General features: G+C 57.6%; 18 protein-coding genes. 14 read left to right on the top strand and 4 right to left on the bottom strand.

Translation table 11 applies throughout. The features are described from left to right. Positions 1-21 precede the first annotated feature (21 nt). From ABIE59_RS02870 to ssuE, 7 genes are all read left to right on the top strand, one after another. The gene (locus tag ABIE59_RS02870; protein ID WP_354444056.1) at positions 22-477 is read left to right on the top strand and encodes a sn-glycerol-3-phosphate transporter; all 456 of its coding nucleotides are present in this window, start codon (positions 22-24) and stop codon (positions 475-477) included. 212 nt (positions 478-689) lie between these two features. After that, positions 690-860 (top strand): YezD family protein, encoded by a 171-nt coding sequence (locus ABIE59_RS02865; RefSeq protein WP_354444054.1) that lies wholly within the window; start codon positions 690-692, stop codon positions 858-860. Positions 861-938: 78 nt separating this feature from the next. Continuing rightward, the gene (locus tag ABIE59_RS02860) at positions 939-1967 is read left to right on the top strand and encodes a sulfate ABC transporter substrate-binding protein (RefSeq protein WP_354444052.1); all 1029 of its coding nucleotides are present in this window, start codon (positions 939-941) and stop codon (positions 1965-1967) included. A 66-nt stretch (positions 1968-2033) separates the two neighbouring features. Beyond that, the gene (gene cysT, locus ABIE59_RS02855; protein ID WP_354444050.1) at positions 2034-2858 is read left to right on the top strand and encodes a sulfate ABC transporter permease subunit CysT; all 825 of its coding nucleotides are present in this window, start codon (positions 2034-2036) and stop codon (positions 2856-2858) included. Between the two features lies 1 nt (position 2859). Then, complete coding sequence (gene cysW, locus ABIE59_RS02850) at positions 2860-3750, top strand: sulfate ABC transporter permease subunit CysW (protein ID WP_354444048.1); 891 nt, start codon at positions 2860-2862, stop codon at positions 3748-3750. 10 nt (positions 3751-3760) lie between these two features. Continuing rightward, complete coding sequence (locus ABIE59_RS02845; RefSeq protein ID WP_354444046.1) at positions 3761-4840, top strand: sulfate/molybdate ABC transporter ATP-binding protein; 1080 nt, start codon at positions 3761-3763, stop codon at positions 4838-4840. Positions 4841-4870: 30 nt separating this feature from the next. Next, positions 4871-5461, top strand: a complete 591-nt coding sequence (gene ssuE, locus ABIE59_RS02840; RefSeq protein WP_354444044.1) for an NADPH-dependent FMN reductase — start codon at positions 4871-4873, stop codon at positions 5459-5461. A gap of 73 nt (positions 5462-5534) precedes the next feature. Here ssuE and ABIE59_RS02835 read toward each other — a convergent pair whose 3' ends face one another. Next, a complete protein-coding gene (locus tag ABIE59_RS02835) occupies positions 5535-6182 on the bottom strand; it encodes a peroxiredoxin (protein WP_354444042.1) in 648 nt (215 codons plus the stop codon). A gap of 103 nt (positions 6183-6285) precedes the next feature. Further along, entirely contained in the window at positions 6286-7566 is a 1281-nt protein-coding gene (locus ABIE59_RS02830; protein WP_354444040.1) for an acyl-CoA dehydrogenase family protein, read from the bottom strand. 396 nt (positions 7567-7962) lie between these two features. On the opposite strand from ABIE59_RS02830, the gene ABIE59_RS02825 reads away from it, so the two are divergent. The 7 genes from ABIE59_RS02825 to ABIE59_RS02795 are packed head-to-tail and all read left to right on the top strand — an operon-like array spanning position 7963 to position 14718. Then, positions 7963-8565 (top strand): NADPH-dependent FMN reductase, encoded by a 603-nt coding sequence (locus ABIE59_RS02825; RefSeq protein WP_354444038.1) that lies wholly within the window; start codon positions 7963-7965, stop codon positions 8563-8565. Between the two features lie 23 nt (positions 8566-8588). Continuing rightward, on the top strand, positions 8589-9689 hold the full coding sequence (gene sfnG / locus ABIE59_RS02820; protein WP_354444036.1) for a dimethylsulfone monooxygenase SfnG: 1101 nt from the start codon (positions 8589-8591) through the stop codon (positions 9687-9689). 55 nt (positions 9690-9744) lie between these two features. Beyond that, positions 9745-10593, top strand: coding sequence for an ABC transporter ATP-binding protein (locus tag ABIE59_RS02815; RefSeq protein ID WP_354444034.1), 849 nt, complete (start codon positions 9745-9747; stop codon positions 10591-10593). A 15-nt stretch (positions 10594-10608) separates the two neighbouring features. Beyond that, the gene (locus ABIE59_RS02810; protein ID WP_354444032.1) at positions 10609-11490 is read left to right on the top strand and encodes a branched-chain amino acid ABC transporter permease; all 882 of its coding nucleotides are present in this window, start codon (positions 10609-10611) and stop codon (positions 11488-11490) included. Between the two features lie 12 nt (positions 11491-11502). Beyond that, positions 11503-12585, top strand: coding sequence for a branched-chain amino acid ABC transporter permease (locus tag ABIE59_RS02805; RefSeq protein WP_354444030.1), 1083 nt, complete (start codon positions 11503-11505; stop codon positions 12583-12585). A 56-nt stretch (positions 12586-12641) separates the two neighbouring features. Beyond that, complete coding sequence (locus tag ABIE59_RS02800; RefSeq protein WP_502915327.1) at positions 12642-13949, top strand: ABC transporter substrate-binding protein; 1308 nt, start codon at positions 12642-12644, stop codon at positions 13947-13949. 22 nt (positions 13950-13971) lie between these two features. Continuing rightward, on the top strand, positions 13972-14718 hold the full coding sequence (locus ABIE59_RS02795; protein ID WP_354444028.1) for an ABC transporter ATP-binding protein: 747 nt from the start codon (positions 13972-13974) through the stop codon (positions 14716-14718). Between the two features lie 96 nt (positions 14719-14814). Here the strand turns inward: ABIE59_RS02795 and ABIE59_RS02790 are convergent, their stop codons facing one another. Further along, positions 14815-15117 (bottom strand): MetQ/NlpA family ABC transporter substrate-binding protein, encoded by a 303-nt coding sequence (locus ABIE59_RS02790; protein ID WP_354444179.1) that lies wholly within the window; start codon positions 15115-15117, stop codon positions 14815-14817. Between the two features lie 51 nt (positions 15118-15168). Then, entirely contained in the window at positions 15169-16329 is a 1161-nt protein-coding gene (locus ABIE59_RS02785) for a pyridoxal phosphate-dependent aminotransferase (protein WP_354444026.1), read from the bottom strand. Positions 16330-16345 lie beyond the last annotated feature (16 nt).

Raw genomic sequence — 16345 nt, 5'->3', positions numbered from 1 at the left:
GCAGAAATGAGGGGCAATTTTGTGGCGAGATTACTGATTTTCTTGATTGCGGTTTTCGCAGCCAATGCAGCGCATTCGACTGAATCCCGCTGGTTGCTGCAAACCAGTGTGTTTACAACCCACCACAACCCCAAACCGGAGCACAACAACGACCAGAAATTGGTCGCGCTTGAATACACCCGGGAGAATGACTGGCTGGTTGGAGGAGCCAGCTTCCTGAATTCCTTCAGCCAGCGATCTGCGTATGTTTACACTGGCCGGCACTTTGATTTCGGGCCGGGGCCGGTGTTTGCCAAAGTGACCGGTGGCTTAATGCACGGCTATCGTGGCGAATATCGGGATAAGATCCCGCTCAACCACCTTGGCATAGCCCCAGCCATCATTCCTGCTATAGGCGTGCGGGGGCAGTACGTCTCCTCGGAGCTCTCCTTTCTCGGGGCCGCCGCGGTTATGATTACCACCGGCCTCCAGTTCTAGCAAGTCGTCCCAAGTGTCCTTGCCGCGCCCAGGCTTGCCCGTTTTCTGTTAATTGGCTCCTCCCCCTCCTGCTCCAATCACAGGCCGTCAGGCCGATGTGCTGCGCCTCTCTTATTCTCCTTGTTCATAACTATTCCAGATTTTCGTGTTTCTGTTTCTAACGTGGTGCCGGTAACCTCGCTTCCATATCGACATAATCCATGGAGCGACCCATGAGCGACAGCAATCCGAGGCTGGTACAGGAGCTGTCCAGCCTCATTGAGAACCTGATTGGCAAACTGGACTTCGGCACTGTCGAACTGACATTCCATCAGGGCCAGCTTGTGCAACTGGAGAAGCGGGAGAAGGTGCGGTTTGAAAAGCCTGCTGATCCCAATCGATAAAACCAATTTCTAACCAATGCATTATCGGCCGACCGGACTGCCGGAGGCTGGCAAATAATCACGTTTGAGGAGTTTTTTATGTCTCTGTTTCGTAAGCCTTTCCTGGCGCTGACTGCCAGTGTCCTGTTGGCGGCATCCGTTGCTGGGCCCGCTCAGGCGAAGGATGTCACTATTCTGAACGTTTCCTATGATCCAACCCGTGAGTTCTATCGGGAATACAACGAAAGTTTCGCCAAATACTGGCAGGAAAAAACCGGTGATTCGGTCACGGTTCGCCAGTCCCACGGCGGTGCCGGGTCCCAGGCCCGGGCTATTATAGACGGCCTCGATGGCGATGTGGCCACCCTGGCGCTTGCCTACGATATCGATCAGTTCCATGCCAAGGCTGGCCTGATTCCGGCCGATTGGCAGCAGCGCCTGCCGAATAACAGCTCGCCGTATACGTCCACCATCGTATTGCTGGTGCGTGATGGCAATCCCAAGAACATCCAGGGTTGGGATGATCTGATTCGTGAAGATGTTGAAGTCATCACCCCGAACCCGAAAACTTCCGGCGGTGCTCGCTGGAATTATCTTGCGGCCTGGGGCTACGCGTTGAACAAGTTCGACGGCGATGAAACCAAAGCATTTGAATTTGTCCGCGATATCTACAAGCGAGTGCCGGTACTGGATTCCGGTGCCCGTGGGTCAACAAACACGTTTGTTCAGCGCGGTATTGGCGACGTATTCATTGCCTGGGAGAACGAAGCGATACTGTCTGTGGAAAAACTCGGCAAAGGTGATTTCGAGATCATCGTGCCATCCGTCAGCATTCTGGCTGAGCCTCCTGTTACCGTCCTTGACAAGAATGTAGACCGCAAGGGCACCCGTGAAGTGGCCGAAGCTTACCTGGAGCGCTTGTACACGGATGAAGCCCAGCGTCTGGCCGGCAAGCATTTTTACCGCCCAAGCAACCCGGAGATCGCCAAAGAGTTTTCCGATGCTTTCCCTGAGGTGAACCTGTTTACCGTGAATGAAGTGTTCGGCAGCTGGACTCAGGCCCAGGAAACCCACTTTAACGACGGTGGCCATTTCGACGACATCCTGCAGGCAATCGCAGGCCGTTAAACCCATCGATCCAGGCCCCCGGCACAGCACGCGCTGCCCGGGGGCCGTTGCAAGGTTAAAGACACTATGGCTCTTATCAAGCAACGCGTCATACCCGGCTTCGGGCTGACGATGGGCTTCTCCCTGTTCTATCTCAGCATTATTTTCATTATCCCGGTCGCCGGGTTGCTGTTATACACATCCATGATGAGTTGGGAAGATTTCTGGAGGGCGGTCAGTCACCCACAGGTGGTTGCGTCTTACAAACTTTCCTTTGGAGCGTCACTGATTGGCGCCACCATCAATCTCGTTTTCGGCGGCTTGGTGGCCTGGGTACTGGTTCGCTACCATTTTCCTGGCAAGAAATTTATCGACGCCCTGGTGGATCTTCCGTTTGCCTTGCCTACGGCGGTCGCCGGTATCGCTCTTGTCACGTTGTATTCGTCAACGGGCTGGGTCGGTCAGTACCTTCAGATTGCCGGCATCAAGGTGGCGTACACCCAACTGGGTGTGGTGGTAGCGCTTACCTACATTGGCTTGCCCTTCGTGGTACGGACAGTGCAGCCGGTGCTGGAGGATCTCGAGTCAGAACTCGAAGAAGCTTCTGCCAGTCTCGGCGCCAGCCGCCTGACCACGGTTCGGCGCGTTGTGTTTCCGGCCTTGGTGCCGGCACTGCTCACAGGTTACGCCCTGGCCTTCGCCCGGGCAGTGGGTGAGTATGGCTCGGTAGTGTTCATCTCCGGAAACCTGCCCTACAAGACCGAAATTACCCCACTGCTGATTGTTGCCAAGGCAGAGCAATACGATTATCAGGGTGCGGCGGCCATTGGTACCGTCATGCTGGTAACCGCTTTCCTGCTTCTGCTGGCGATCAACGGCCTGCAGTGGTGGACACAACGCCGAGGGACATGACATGACCGCACAGACTGCAACTTTTGAGGGCAACCCGGAGCTGTCGGCCCGCTGGCGTCGTGCCACCGCCGAGCCGGCCTGGGTTCGCCTGACCCTGATTACCATCGCGTTGGTGTTCATCGCGGCGTTTCTGGTACTGCCCCTTGCGGTAGTACTTTATGGTGCCTTTGAGCAAGGTCTCAGTGTTTGGTGGGCGTCGATAAACGAGCCGGATGCTCTGGCCGCCATTCGATTGTCTTTGTTCGTTGTCGCGATCGTTATTCCAATTAACCTGGTGTTTGGCGTTGCGGCGGCCTGGGCGATTGCGAAGTTTGAGTTCCGGGGCAAGTCGATCCTGATCTCGCTGATCGATATGCCATTTGCCATATCCCCGGTCGTGGTTGGTCTGATCTTCGTGATCCTGTTCGGCTCTCAGGGCTGGTTCGGGCCGTGGCTGGCAGCCAACGATATTCGCATCATCTTTGCAGTGCCCGCCATCGTGATCGTAATTGCGTTTGGTACGCTCCCTTTCATTGCCCGGGAACTGATCCCACTGATGCAGCAGCAGGGCAAAGAGGAAGAAGAGGCATCGCTGACCCTGGGTGCCAGTGGCTGGAAAACTTTCTGGCACGTTACCCTGCCCAACATTAAATGGGGCCTGATTTACGGTGTGATTCTCTGTAATGCCCGGGCCTTGGGCGAGTTTGGTGCGGTTGCGGTGGTATCCGGCCGGATTCGCGGTGAAACCAACACCATGCCTTTGCACATAGAGGTGCTCTACAACGAATACATGTTCACGGCGGCTTTTGCAGTCTCGTCCCTGTTGACCGGGCTGGCCCTTGTGACCATTGCTATCAAGAGTTTTGTCGAGTGGCTGGATGAGCGCCAGCATCCGGCGGGAAACAGCCAGTGAGGACACACCCATGAGTATTGAAGTTGACCGGGTAAACAAACGATTTAAGGACTTTGTTGCCGTTGATAACGTCAGTCTGTCTCTGAAAGAGGGCGAACTGACGGCCCTGCTTGGTCCCTCCGGGTCAGGCAAGACAACCCTGCTGAGGATCATCGCCGGTTTGGAGCAACCTGACAGCGGGCGTATTCGCTTTCAGGGTGAGGACACAACGGATCTCCATGTCAGTGACCGCGGCGTCGGTTTTGTGTTCCAGCATTACGCGCTGTTCAAGCACATGAACGTGTTTGAAAACGTGGCTTACGGCCTGACTGTGAAGCCCCGCAGTCAGCGGCCCAGCAAAGAGGAGATCCGCCGCAGGGTTATGCACCTGCTGGAAATGGTTCAGTTGGACTGGACCGCAGACAGGTTGCCGTCCCAGCTTTCCGGGGGGCAGCGTCAGCGTATCGCGCTCGCCAGAGCGCTGGCGGTCGAGCCCAGAGTACTGCTGCTCGATGAACCTTTCGGTGCTCTGGACGCCAAGGTGCGGGCGGAATTACGCCGCTGGCTTCGCCGGCTGCATGATGACATTCATGTGACCAGCGTATTCGTCACTCATGATCAGGAAGAGGCCCTCGAGGTCGCCGACCGGGTGGTGGTGATGAACCATGGCAGAGTGGAGCAGGACGGTCACCCGGAAGAGGTGTATGACCATCCCGCGAACGAATTTGTCTACCAGTTTCTGGGCAACGTGAACCTGTTCCATGCCCGGGTGAACGATGGTGTTGCCCGGATTGGTTCTGTGAAGCTATCCGCGCCCGAATTTGATGGTCACCTCGACAGCCAGGCATTCGCCTATGTGCGCCCACACGATATTGAGGTGCTGCCCCATCGCACTGAAGAAGCGCTTCATGCGGAGATCGCGCTGGTATCGGTGGTTGGCCCAACGGTGCGGCTGGAGCTGAAAACCGACAACAGTGAACAGTTGGTCCATGCGGAAATGCCAAAACACCAGTTCAAGAACCTGGGTCTGGCCCAGGGTGGGGATGCCTGGATACGCCCTGTGAACAGTCGGGTGTTTCTGCGGGACGAAGATCTTCAGCGGCCGGATTGATATCAGCGAATTGAACGAAAGGAGAAAGGAATGCATATCGTCGCCCTGTTGGGCAGCCCCAACGTGAAATCCCGCTCCAGTGCCCTGGCAGAGTACCTGCTGGGCGAGCTGGCTGGCCGGGATGTGGAAGTGCGCACCTACAGCGTGGAAAGCTTCGATGCCAACAGCCTGCTGCGGGCGGACTTCAACAATGAGCAGGTGCAGGCCTATCTCAGGGATGTGGCCGGAGCAGCGGGATTGATTGTCTCCAGCCCAGTCTATAAGGCTTCCATTTCGGGCGTTTTGAAAACCCTGCTGGATTTGATCCCGGAAGGTGGGTTACAGCATAAAAGTGTGCTGCCGGTGGCGTCGGGTGGCTCGCCCGCCCACATGCTGGCGGTAGACCACGCCCTGCAGCCGATTTTCATTAACCTGAAAGCGGAAAAGGCGCTGCCGGTGGTGTTTTCCCCGGATAACCAGTTCCAGAAGACAGAGGAGGGAGACTACGTGATCGGTGACGAGATTGTGCAGCGCCTGGACGTTGCCCTTGACCGGTTCATCGATGGTTTTGAATCCCATCCTGACCACCCGGTGAGCAAAGACCGCAGCCATTCCCGGCTAGGTGAAACGCTCGCTGTATAACACTGGTCGTTAAAACAGAAAGACCGGAGGCAAACCACCTCCGGTCTTTTTTTGGCCTGCTGATTGGGAAGCGTCAGGCTGTCTGTTTGGAGGGATCTTCCGTCAGGCGTAGATAAGGCCTGACTGCGCGATAACCTGACGGAAACCGACGGTTAATTTCCTCCTCATCCTGCAGCGCGGGCACAATGACAACGTCCTCGCCCTGCTGCCAGTTACCCGGTGTTGCAACCTTGTGGTGCTCGGTCAGTTGCAGGGAGTCAATGACCCTGAGCAACTCATTGAAGTTGCGGCCTGTGCTGGCGGGGTAAGTCAGCGTCAGCCGTACCTTTTTTGACGGGTCGATCACAAATACCGATCTCACCGTTGCGCTGTTGTCAGCGTTGGGGTGAATCATGTCGTACAGTTCAGATACTTTGCGATCACTGTCCGCCAGGATCGGGAAGTTCACCCGGGTATCCTGGGTGTCGTTGATGTCCTCAATCCACCGTCCGTGCGAATCGACATCGTCCACACTCAGGGCCAGCACCTTGACGTTGCGCTTGGCAAATTCGTCCTTGAGCTTGGCGGTCAGGCCCAGTTCGGTGGTGCATACGGGGGTGAAGTCCGCAGGGTGCGAAAACAGGACCCCCCAGCTGTCGCCGAGGTAGTCGTAAAAGTGGATCTTGCCTTCGCTGGACTGCTGTTCAAAATCAGGGGCGGTATCGCCCAGTCTTAACGTCATGAATCATTCCTCGTTTGATGGCTTGAGCATTCAGGGTACCGTCGGCTAAACCAATGGCGTACCAAGAAAACTTCAGTAGGTTTTCAGTTTTCCTGCAATCGCTCTATTTGCCTCTGCCGATCGCCCATTGATATACCGGTTCGGTGCCGTTGACTTCCCAGTCTCCGATCACCTTTTCCTTGTATATTAGTGGGTTATGAGATGCGGCAGTCCGCGCGTTTCGCCAGTGGCGGTCAAGGGAATGCTTGGTGCTGGTGGCTGATGCGCCCAGTGCGTTGAACAGATCGCTGGTGGCGGAGAGGATCAGGTCTGCAACAACCACCTGGGCTTTGGCGGATTCTATTTCGGCGTCGATGTTCAGAGCCCGGAGAGCCTCCAGGTCTTTCGTTGCGTGCTGCTCGTAGGCCAGTTGGCTGGCTTCCGCAGCTTTCAGTGTAATAGCCTCGGCGGCGTACACCCGGGCTGCCACGGAACCCACGACTTGCTGTATCTGGGGGTCGTCGCGGACCGCATCGGCGTTGCCATGGCTGTATACCCGGGTTCTCGCGCGGACCAGTGATTTCAGATCGCCCTGGGCGGCCCGACCGATGCCCGTCAGCGTGGCCAGCAGAACCAACTGGTAGAATGCCGTTTGATACCGGAAGCGTTCCCCGAACGGATAGACGTTTTCAGGGTTCACCGTGGCGTTGTTGAACCGGGTAACGCCGCTTCCGGTTGTCCGCTGGCCGAACCCGTCCCAGTTGTCCTCAATCTCAACACCCTCCTGATGGGCGGAAACGCTCACGGTTGAGATGGTCTCAGGGTCGTCCGATAGCTGCGCTGTCACATCCAGCCAGTCTGCAAAGATGCTACCCGTGGTGTAGTACTTCTCACCGTTGATCAGCCACTGCCCGTCAACTTCACTGACGCGGGTGTTGAGGTGGCCGATTTTTACCTCGCCCACTTCGGTCCAGGCATTACCTGCGATATCGCCTTTGGCAAATCGCGTCAACCAGTCATCCCGGTGCTCAGAGGGGCGGGCGTTGAGGCGGTCTTCCACCAGCGCAAAGTGCCCCCGAAGCGCCTGTGTAATGTTGGAATCGGCCTCTGCAAGTTCGGTCAGTAGCCGAAATAACTGGGGCAGTGAGGCACCAAAGCCACCGTAGGCGACCGGTACCCTCAACGCGCCGAATCGTGCTTCCTTGAGTTTACGGATTTGGTCGTAGGGCAACTCCCGTGCGTTTTCACGGTGCTTTGCGGTTTCTGCAATGTCGCGGAACAGGGGACGAAACCGTTGGTTCAACTCCGAGTCGCTGGCGCCTCTGGAGAGATCTGAGTCATTGCTGGCATTTTCCGTAGCGAAGGGCCGGGTTTCAGCTGTTGGATTGGCTTTGAGTTCTGGCATTGTTATCTCCGTTGTCTTTCCGAAAAGTTGGTAATGAAGATTCAGTTCCCCTGACCAGGCTTTCAAAGCCTGTGCCAGGTCAGGTCAATGTCTCTCAAAACCCCTGCCAGAGCGGCACCGTCCGTTCAGGCTGGCTTCTTCCGTCTGCTGATATATCAGCACTCCACTGGCGAGGGTGTGGATATATCCGCATGGCGCCGTCGTCAGTTGCTTCTGTATCACCATCTCTTCGTTTTTATGTTCAATAAATTCAATAAAAACAATGTGCTAAAAAATTGGCATCAACTGTGCTGTGTTCGGGACGTGCGCAGGTTTCTCAAAGTGAGAAGCCTTTTCGTCCCGGGCAGTCGAGCTTGTGTCCGGTGGTTCCATGCAAGGTAGAAAAGGAGGTGGCTTATGCCGGTGAAGCCCAGCGTTGTCATTGTCAATGGCAGCCCAAGATCGCGATCAAGAACAGGCGCACTGTTGAACGCGCTGGCGAACGAGATCGCGCGGGTCAGAGATGTTGATGTACAAAGCGTCAGTATTGCGGAGATCGGTAACCATTTCGGCACCGAGTTCGATCCTGCCTTGCTGGCTCCCGAACTGCAGCGAGCTATTCATGCCATCGAGAACGCAGATCTGATCCTGGCCGGCAGTCCTATCTACAGGGCTTCTTATTCCGGTCTTTTCAAGCATTTGTTCGACCTGGTTGACCGGGACGCTTTGAAAGGTACACCGGTTCTACTGGCCGCCACCGGTGGTACACCCCTTCATGGGCTCGCCCTGGACACCCAGTTCCGCGCTTTGTTTGCGTTCTTTCAGGCCCTGACTCTGCCGCAATCTGTCTACGCGCTGGACGTTGATTTCAACGACGGGCGACTGATCAATGATGATCTTTCGCAGCGGGTACGTTCAGCGGCCGAGCTGGCCGCAGCCCATCTGGAAAGCAACCGGGGATACCGGGAAGCATCCAACAATGTCTCAAGGGCCCCGGTAGCACCGGCGCCTGTTCTTTGAATCACAATTGCAGGAGAGCATTCATGAGTACCGATCCAATCAAATTCGCCTACTGGGTTCCCAATGTCAGTGGCGGGCTGGTCATCAGCAAGGTCAAACAGCGAACCAGTTGGGATATTGATTACAACCGCGAATTGGCGCGGATTGCGGAAAAGGCAGGCTTTGATTATGCCCTGTCACAGATTCGTTTCACAGCCGGCTACGGCGCAGAGTTTCAGCACGAGTCGGTGTCGTTCAGCCATGCACTTCTCGAGTCCACCAATACCCTCAAGGTGATTGCGGCGGTGCTGCCTGGCCCCTGGAAGCCGGCCGTGCTGGCCAAGCAGATTGCAACGATTGATCAGCTGACCGGTGGCCGGGTGGCGGTTAACGTGGTTTCCGGGTGGTTCAGTGGCGAGTTCCACGCCATTGGTGAGCACTGGCTGGATCATGACGAACGTTATCGCCGCTCCGAAGAGTTTATTCGTGCTCTGAAAGGCATCTGGACCCAGGACAATTTCAGCTTTGACGGGGCCTTTTACCGTTTCAGTGATTACACCCTCAAGCCCAAGCCGCTGCAACAGCCGCATCCGGAGATATTCCAGGGTGGTAGTTCCCGGGCGGCAAGGGATATGGCTGCCCGTGTCTCGGACTGGTATTTCACCAATGGCAATACCGTGGAGGGAATCCGCAAGCAAGTGGAGGATGTCAAAGGAAAGGCGAAGGAGAACGGCCATTCCGTGAAGGTTGGCGTGAACGCTTTCATTATCGCCCGGGATACCGAGGAGGAGGCGCGCCAGGTACTGGACGACATCATTGGCCAGGCTGATCCTGAGGCCGTCAATGCGTTCGCCGGCGAAGTTAAAAATGCCGGGAAAGCGAGCCCGGAAGGCGAGGGCAACTGGGCCAAGTCCAGTTTCGAGGATCTGGTCCAGTACAACGACGGGTTCCGGACCAACCTGATTGGTACACCCGAGCAAATCGCTGAACGCATTGTGGAAATCAAGGCGACCGGTGTCGATCTCATTCTCGGCGGGTTCCTGCATTTCCAGGAAGAGGTGGGGTATTTCGGCAAAAGAGTTCTGCCTCTGGTGCGTGAACTCGAAGCGCAACGCAGTGAACAATCCGAAAGCGTACCAGCCTGATGGGGCTGCGCGGGGCAGGCCCTCACTGCTCCGCGCTCAACTTTGGAAATACGGAATGTCCGGCAACATCACAACGGCCGGGGCCAGCGAGGCACTCGCTGCCGTCGGGGTAACACTCGAGTTCCAGGGCGTGCAGGCTCTGGATGATGTCAGCTTCTCGATCCGCGATGGCGAGATCTGTGCCCTGATCGGTCCCAACGGCGCAGGCAAGAGCTCGCTGCTGAATGTGCTCAACGGAATCTATCAGCCCAGTGAGGGCTTCCTGAGGGCCCATGGCCGGGTCCTGCGTGGCGCCCGTCCGCAGTTAACTGCGAAGCTCGGTATCGCCCGCACCTTTCAGCATCTCGGACTGTTTCCGGGGATGACAGTACTGGAAAACGTCCTCACCGGTCGCTCCCTCAGGCATCGGTCGCACTGGCTTGCCCAGGCGTTGGGCCTGCCCGCCGCTCGCCGTGACGAAGTCAGGCAAATCCGGTCGGCAGAGGCGGTGATTCACTTCCTCGGTATTGACGCCTGGCGCGATGTGCCGGTGGGCGAGTTGTCCTACGGCGTCCAGAAAAAAGTGGATCTTGCCCGCGCGCTAGCTTCAGAGCCCTCCATCCTGCTGCTGGATGAGCCCATGGCGGGGCTCAACAAGCTGGATAAAGCGGACATGGCTCAGCTGATCAGGAAGATCAACCAGGAGCACCAGGTCACCGTCGTGATCATCGAGCACGACATCGGCGTCGTCATGGGGCTGAGCGACCACATCATCGTGCTGGATCACGGCCAGAAAATCGGTGACGGATCGCCGGCGCAGGTACGCGCCAACCCGGCAGTCATCGAGGCCTACCTTGGCGCGGGAGGTACAGAAAGCAGCGCTGATACTCACGAATCCAGGCCCGAACCCGCGGTGGCGCTGTAGCAAAGGACTTCGTTTATGGAATTTTTTCTGGAAGTGTTGATCGGTGGGCTGCTGGCCGGCGTTATGTATTCGCTGGTCGCCATTGGCTTTGTGCTGATCTACAAGGCCTCGGGTGTCTTCAATTTTGCCCAGGGCGCCATGGTTCTGTTTGCCGCGCTTACCTATGTGAGCCTGATTGACCAGGGGCTTCCGCCCTGGCTTTCACTGGTGGTCACGGCAGCGCTGATGGTGTTGCTGGCCGTGGCGGTTGAGGCCGCGGTTCTGCGTCCTCTGGTCAATCGTCCACCGATTGTTCTGTTCATGGCCACGCTGGGGCTGGCCTATGTGATTGAGGGCGCGGCCCAGGCCCTGTGGGGCACTCAGGTGCACGGTCTCGAACTTGGCATCAGTGATGCCCCAATGTTTCTGGGCGGGTTGCTGATCTCCTCATTTGACCTGGTTGCGGCGGGTATTGCCGGCCTGCTGGTGATCGTGCTGTCTCTGTTTTTCTCCTACACCCAGACCGGGCTGGCCTTGCGGGCAGTGGCGGATGACCCTTTGGCGGCGCAATCCGTTGGCATACGCATTCGCCGGATCTGGGTGATTGTCTGGTCCGCGGCCGGCCTGGTGGCGTTAGTGGCAGGCTTGCTTTGGGGGGCTCGCCTCGGTGTTCAGTTCTCGCTTTCCCTCGTTGTGTTGAAGGCCCTGCCGGTGCTGATTATTGGCGGATTTACCTCGATAACAGGAGCCATTGTGGGTGGCCTTCTCATCGGCGCCGGCGAAAAACTGGCAGAGGTGTACCTCGGACAACTGATCGGCAACGGAATCGAGAACTGGTTTCCCTATGTGCTTGCGCTCCTGTTTCTGCTGGTCCGGCCCGCAGGCCTGTTCGGGCAGAGAACCATAGAACGTGTCTAAAAGGAAAGGTTCATGAGTTTCAGTACCGCTCAAATTCTTGTGCCTGACAGGCCGGTTGCCTCCAGGCTTGTCCAGCACAAACGCAGCCGTTGGATCGGCTGGGTCATCGGCGTTGCGCTGTTCGCTCTGGTTCTACCGCTCACGGTGAGTGATTACTGGTTCAGTGCGATCCTGATACCGCTTTTGATTCTGTCACTGGCCGGCCTCGGCCTGAACCTGCTCACCGGCTACACCGGCCAGCTTTCATTGGGTTCGGCGGCGTTCATGGCGGTCGGGGTTTACACTGCTTACAACCTGGATTTGCGGGTTCCGGAACTTCCGCTACTGGTTTCCATTCTGGGCGGTGGCGTGATGGCGGCACTGGTCGCCCTGGTATTTGGCCTGCCAAGCCTCAGAATCAAAGGGTTCTACCTGCTGGTATCAACCCTGGCTGCCCAGTTTCTGATTCAGTGGGTGTTGGTCAAGTTCGGATGGTTTTCGAACTACAACCCTTCCGGCGTCATTTCCGCACCCGATTTGTCGGTGTTGGGCTTCGAGGTCGAGACACCCAGGGCCCGATACCTGCTGACCCTGGCCATTGTTGCGGCACTTTTCTGGGTTGCCCGCAATCTGGTGAGGGGAGAAACCGGGCGACGCTGGATGGCGGTGCGGGACAAAGACGTTGCGGCCGCCACCCTGGGTATCGCCCTTTTGCGCACCAAGTTGCTGGCCTTTGCCATCAGCGGTTTCTTTCTGGGTGTGGCAGGCTGCCTCTGGGGGTTTCTCTACCTGGGAACCGTTGAGCCGCACGGGTTCGATCTGAACCGGTCTTTTCAGATTCTCTTCATCATTATCATCGGCGGCCTGGGCAGCCTGACCGGCAGCATACTCGGGGCGGCGTTCTTTGTTTTCCTGCCAATCGCGCTATCCAATCTCGCCGGTGCTCTTCCCGTGGGCACCGTTGACAACGGGTTGCTGGAGAACCTGCAACAGGTTCTGTTCGGGGCGCTGATTATATTTTTCCTGATCCGGGAACCCGGGGGCCTCGTGCGCTATGTGCAGCGGGCCATCCAATACGTTCAACACAGACTCGGTATTGCCAGAAACTCCGGTTAATACCGTCCATTTCTTTAAAACCGTTAATCATCAAGAGGGTTAGTAAAGTGCGTCATCTGTTTAGAAAAGTCATCATTGCGGGCCTGCTCAGCTCATCGCTGACAACGGCCTATGCCGAGGGCGAGCAGTATTTCCCGTTGCAAAGCTATCGGGTGGGCCCCTATGCCGCCGGCGGAACCGGGTTCTTCGGAGGTTTCATTGACTACATGCAGCATGTCAATCAGCAGGGCGGCGTGAATGGCGTGAAGCTCGTGTGGAGCGAGTGTGAGACCGAATACGAGACCGAGAAGGGGGTTGAGTGTTATGAGCGCCTGAAAGGCGGGCTCAAAGGAGCGCCGGCCGCGGCCACCAACCCTCTGTCTGTGGGCATCGCATACGCGACTCTGGATCGCTCCCGCAAGGACAAACTGCCGCTGATCACCATTAACCATGGCGCAACGGCGTCCACGGATGGCCGGGTTTTCCCCTACGTTTTTCCGTTGCAGCTGAACCCTTACTCCGAAGTGTCGGCGATCGTGAATTACATCGCCGAGAAGGCCGGAGGCAAGGATAAGCTGTCCGATGTGAAGATTGCGACGCTTTACCATGGCTCACCCTACGGTACGGAAACCAATGGTGTGCTGGAGCTGCTGTCGAAGGAATACGGGTTCGAGCTCAAGTTGCTGGAAGTGCCGCATCCGGGCAACGAACAGCAGGCGCAGTGGTTACAGATCCGCCGCTTCCAGCCTGACTGGGTAATCCTGCGGGGCTGGGGGGTGATGAATCCGGTGGCCATCAAAACCGCCAAGCGTTACGGCTTCCCGGTTGACCGTATTATCGGCAATATCTGGAGCAATTCAGAAGAGGACGTCCGGCCTGCCGGGGATACAGCCAAGGGATTTGTTTCCATCACCACCCACCCGGCGGGCACCGATTTTCCAGTCCTGCAGGGCATCAAGGCATCCGTGGTTGATGCCGGCAAATCCGATCTGCAGGATCCGTCCCGATTCGGCACTGTCTACTACAACCTGGGTGTTGTGAATGGCATTCTGAATGTGGAAGCCGTGCGGCTTGCCCAGGAGAAATACGGCCACAAGCCCCTTTCTGGCGAGCAGGTGCGCTGGGGCTTTGAAAACCTGAATCTGGATAACAAACGCCTCGAGGAACTGGGAGCGCTGGGCCTGGTGCAGCCGCTGGAGCTGTCCTGCTACGACCACGAGGGCGGCGGCGCTGTTCGCTTTCAACAGTGGGATGGCCAGGCCTGGCAGGTGATCAGTGACTGGGTTCAGGCCGACCGGCAACTGCTGCGCCCGTTGATCGACAAGGCTTCGGCCCAGTACGCGCAGGAAAACGGTATTACCCCCCGTGACTGTGCCCCCATCTGATCCGGTAAACAGGAGTTCCGTCATGACGCAGCCCCAGCTTGAAGTGCATCAGGTCTCCACTCGCTATGGCGGGGGCATTGTGGAAGCCCTGAACACGGTCTCCCTGTTCATTCAGCCCGGCTCTATGGTGGCATTGTTCGGTGCCAACGGGGCCGGAAAGAGCACCTGTCTCAAGTCCATTTCCGGGCTGATCCGGTCCACGGGCGGCCTGATTACCGAAGGTGAGATCCGTTACGAGGGGCGCACCGTTACCCGCATGGCACCGGAGAGCGTCAGCCGGCTTGGGGTTGCCCATGTTCTGGAGGGGAGGCACTGCTTCCCCCACCTGACCGTTGAGGAGAATCTGAGGACCGGTGCCATTGGTTTGCGGCGCAAACAGGTGGGTGCCGCACTGGAGGAGATCTACGAGCGATTCCCGAGGCTGAAACGAAAACGGCATCTGCAGGCTGGAAACACCTCCGGTGGTGAGCAGCAGATGACCGCGATCGGAAGAGCACTGCTGACCCGGCCCCGGCTGCTGATTCTCGATGAGCCATCGATGGGGCTGGCACCCAATCTCTATGCCGAGATCTTCGAGAGTATCCGGCAGCTCAACCGGGATTCAGGAATCAGCGTGCTGATTGCCGAACAGAACGTTGCAGTGACGCTGCCGGCGGTAGACAGCGTTTATCTGCTGGACGGAGGGCGGGTGACCAAGGCTGGGCCTGCATCCGAGTTTTCTGTTTCGGCCATAGCGGATGTTTATCTGGGAAATAGCGCCGTCGGATAGTAGGCACAGGCCTATCTCAGGCGTTGGCCGAGGCCCTGAACAGTGCCTCGGCCAATCCTTGCTTTACACCTGATTCCAAACAGGCACGCCGACTTATTAAAAAGCAGGCACCACAGCCCCTTTGTACTTCTCGAGAATGAACTGTCTGACTGCATCGGAGCGGAGCGCCCTGGCGAGTTCCTGGACGGCTTCACTGTCCTCGTTATCCGGACGGGCAACCAGGTAGTTGACGTAGGGCGATTCGGCGCCCTCGATAATCAGGGCATCCTGGGTGGGTTCCAATCCGGCTTCGAGCGCGTAATTGGTATTGATCAGAGCCAGATCCACCTGGTTCAAAACGCGGGGCAGGGTGGCCGCGTCCAGTTCTTTGAAATCCAGGTATTTCAGAAAAGGTGAAATGCTGGGCCCGCATGGGAAGCAGCCGTTGCCAGAACTGCAAGGCCCTTGCTCCTATCCCCGGCGAAAACCCTGTAATTGACTGACGGCTTTGTCCAGAGTGGCCCGATCCTTGGCATAGCAGAACCGCAGGTACCGTTCACCGTCGTCCGAGCTGAAAAAGGCACTGCCGGGAATCGCGGCCACGCCGGTTTTTTCAAGGAGCGCGTACGCGGCTTCCGTGGCATTGGCGTAGCCGAAGCCGGAGACATCGGCCAGCACATAGTAGGCACCCTGGGGCACCAGGGGCGTCATGCCGGCGCTTTCCAAGCCGTCACAGATCAGGTCCCGCCGCCACTGATATTCCTTGCCAAGCCCGGCAAGGCCGTTGTCAGGCGCATCGAGGGCCGAAGCCATCGCCTGCTGCAGGGGTGCCGGGGCGCACACGTAGTAAAGGTCGTTCACCAGGTTGATTGACCGGGCCATGGCCTCGGGTGCCACGGCGAATCCCAGGCGCCAGCCGGTGATGCTGAACGATTTTGAAAAACCGGAGATGGTTACCGTGCGCTCGCCCAGGCTGCCAATGCTGGCCGGTGAGATATGGGCGTTGCCGTCGTAGGTCAGGTATTCGTAGATTTCATCGGTGATCACCAGCAGGTCATGGGCGTTGGCAACGCGCTCGACGCACTCGATATCAGCCCGGGTGAGCATCTTGCCACTGGGGTTGCCGGGCGTGCACAGCACAATCGCGCGGGTGTTCGGTTTGATGGCGGCAACAAGGTCCTGCTCCCGGAGCTCGAGCGACGGCAGCGGTAAGGGCACGAACTGGGGCTCGTTACCGGACAGCAGAATGGTATTCAGATGATAGCCATAATAGGGTTCTGGCAGCAGCACCCCGTCACCCGGATTGAGCAAGGCCAGCAGGGTTGAGGCAAATGCCCCTGTAGCGCCATTCGTCACCACAATGCGGGTGTCCGGGTCTGCCTCAATCTGGTTGTCTCTTGACAGCTTGCGGGCGATGGCACGGCGTAATTCTGGCAGTCCCTGGGATGGCGTGTAGGTACTGATATTCTGTTCGATCGCCCGTATGGCCCCTTCGCGCACCGGGGCCGGCGGTGGCAAATCGCCCAGCCCCTGGCCCAGGTTGATGCCGTTCACCCGCTCGCAGGCCTGGGTCATGGCCCGGATGGGTGATTGCTGAAGGTTTGCAATGCGGGTGGCGGCGGGCTTCGGCATCAAGGGCTTCCTTTCA

Origin of the sequence: Marinobacter sp. MBR-99, assembly GCF_040547575.1 — a bacterium.
GTDB lineage: Bacteria > Pseudomonadota > Gammaproteobacteria > Pseudomonadales > Oleiphilaceae > Marinobacter.
The sequence above is the reverse complement of the archived record's forward strand: the minus strand, read 5'-3'. Positions and strand labels throughout refer to the sequence as shown.

Excerpts from the sequence above, each read along its gene's own strand:
- ABIE59_RS02865 (WP_354444054.1), top strand. The coding sequence starts at position 690 with ATGAGCGACAGCAATCCGAGGCTGGTACAGGAGCTGTCCAGCCTCATT.
- ABIE59_RS02860 (WP_354444052.1), top strand. The coding sequence starts at position 939 with ATGTCTCTGTTTCGTAAGCCTTTCCTGGCGCTGACTGCCAGTGTCCTG.
- cysT (WP_354444050.1), top strand. The coding sequence starts at position 2,034 with ATGGCTCTTATCAAGCAACGCGTCATACCCGGCTTCGGGCTGACGATG.
- cysW (WP_354444048.1), top strand. The coding sequence starts at position 2,860 with ATGACCGCACAGACTGCAACTTTTGAGGGCAACCCGGAGCTGTCGGCC.
- ABIE59_RS02845 (WP_354444046.1), top strand. The coding sequence starts at position 3,761 with ATGAGTATTGAAGTTGACCGGGTAAACAAACGATTTAAGGACTTTGTT.
- ssuE (WP_354444044.1), top strand. The coding sequence starts at position 4,871 with ATGCATATCGTCGCCCTGTTGGGCAGCCCCAACGTGAAATCCCGCTCC.
- ABIE59_RS02835 (WP_354444042.1), bottom strand. The coding sequence starts at position 6,182 with ATGACGTTAAGACTGGGCGATACCGCCCCTGATTTTGAACAGCAGTCC.
- ABIE59_RS02830 (WP_354444040.1), bottom strand. The coding sequence starts at position 7,566 with ATGCCAGAACTCAAAGCCAATCCAACAGCTGAAACCCGGCCCTTCGCT.
- ABIE59_RS02825 (WP_354444038.1), top strand. The coding sequence starts at position 7,963 with ATGCCGGTGAAGCCCAGCGTTGTCATTGTCAATGGCAGCCCAAGATCG.
- sfnG (WP_354444036.1), top strand. The coding sequence starts at position 8,589 with ATGAGTACCGATCCAATCAAATTCGCCTACTGGGTTCCCAATGTCAGT.
- ABIE59_RS02815 (WP_354444034.1), top strand. The coding sequence starts at position 9,745 with ATGTCCGGCAACATCACAACGGCCGGGGCCAGCGAGGCACTCGCTGCC.
- ABIE59_RS02810 (WP_354444032.1), top strand. The coding sequence starts at position 10,609 with ATGGAATTTTTTCTGGAAGTGTTGATCGGTGGGCTGCTGGCCGGCGTT.
- ABIE59_RS02805 (WP_354444030.1), top strand. The coding sequence starts at position 11,503 with ATGAGTTTCAGTACCGCTCAAATTCTTGTGCCTGACAGGCCGGTTGCC.
- ABIE59_RS02795 (WP_354444028.1), top strand. The coding sequence starts at position 13,972 with ATGACGCAGCCCCAGCTTGAAGTGCATCAGGTCTCCACTCGCTATGGC.
- ABIE59_RS02785 (WP_354444026.1), bottom strand. The coding sequence starts at position 16,329 with ATGCCGAAGCCCGCCGCCACCCGCATTGCAAACCTTCAGCAATCACCC.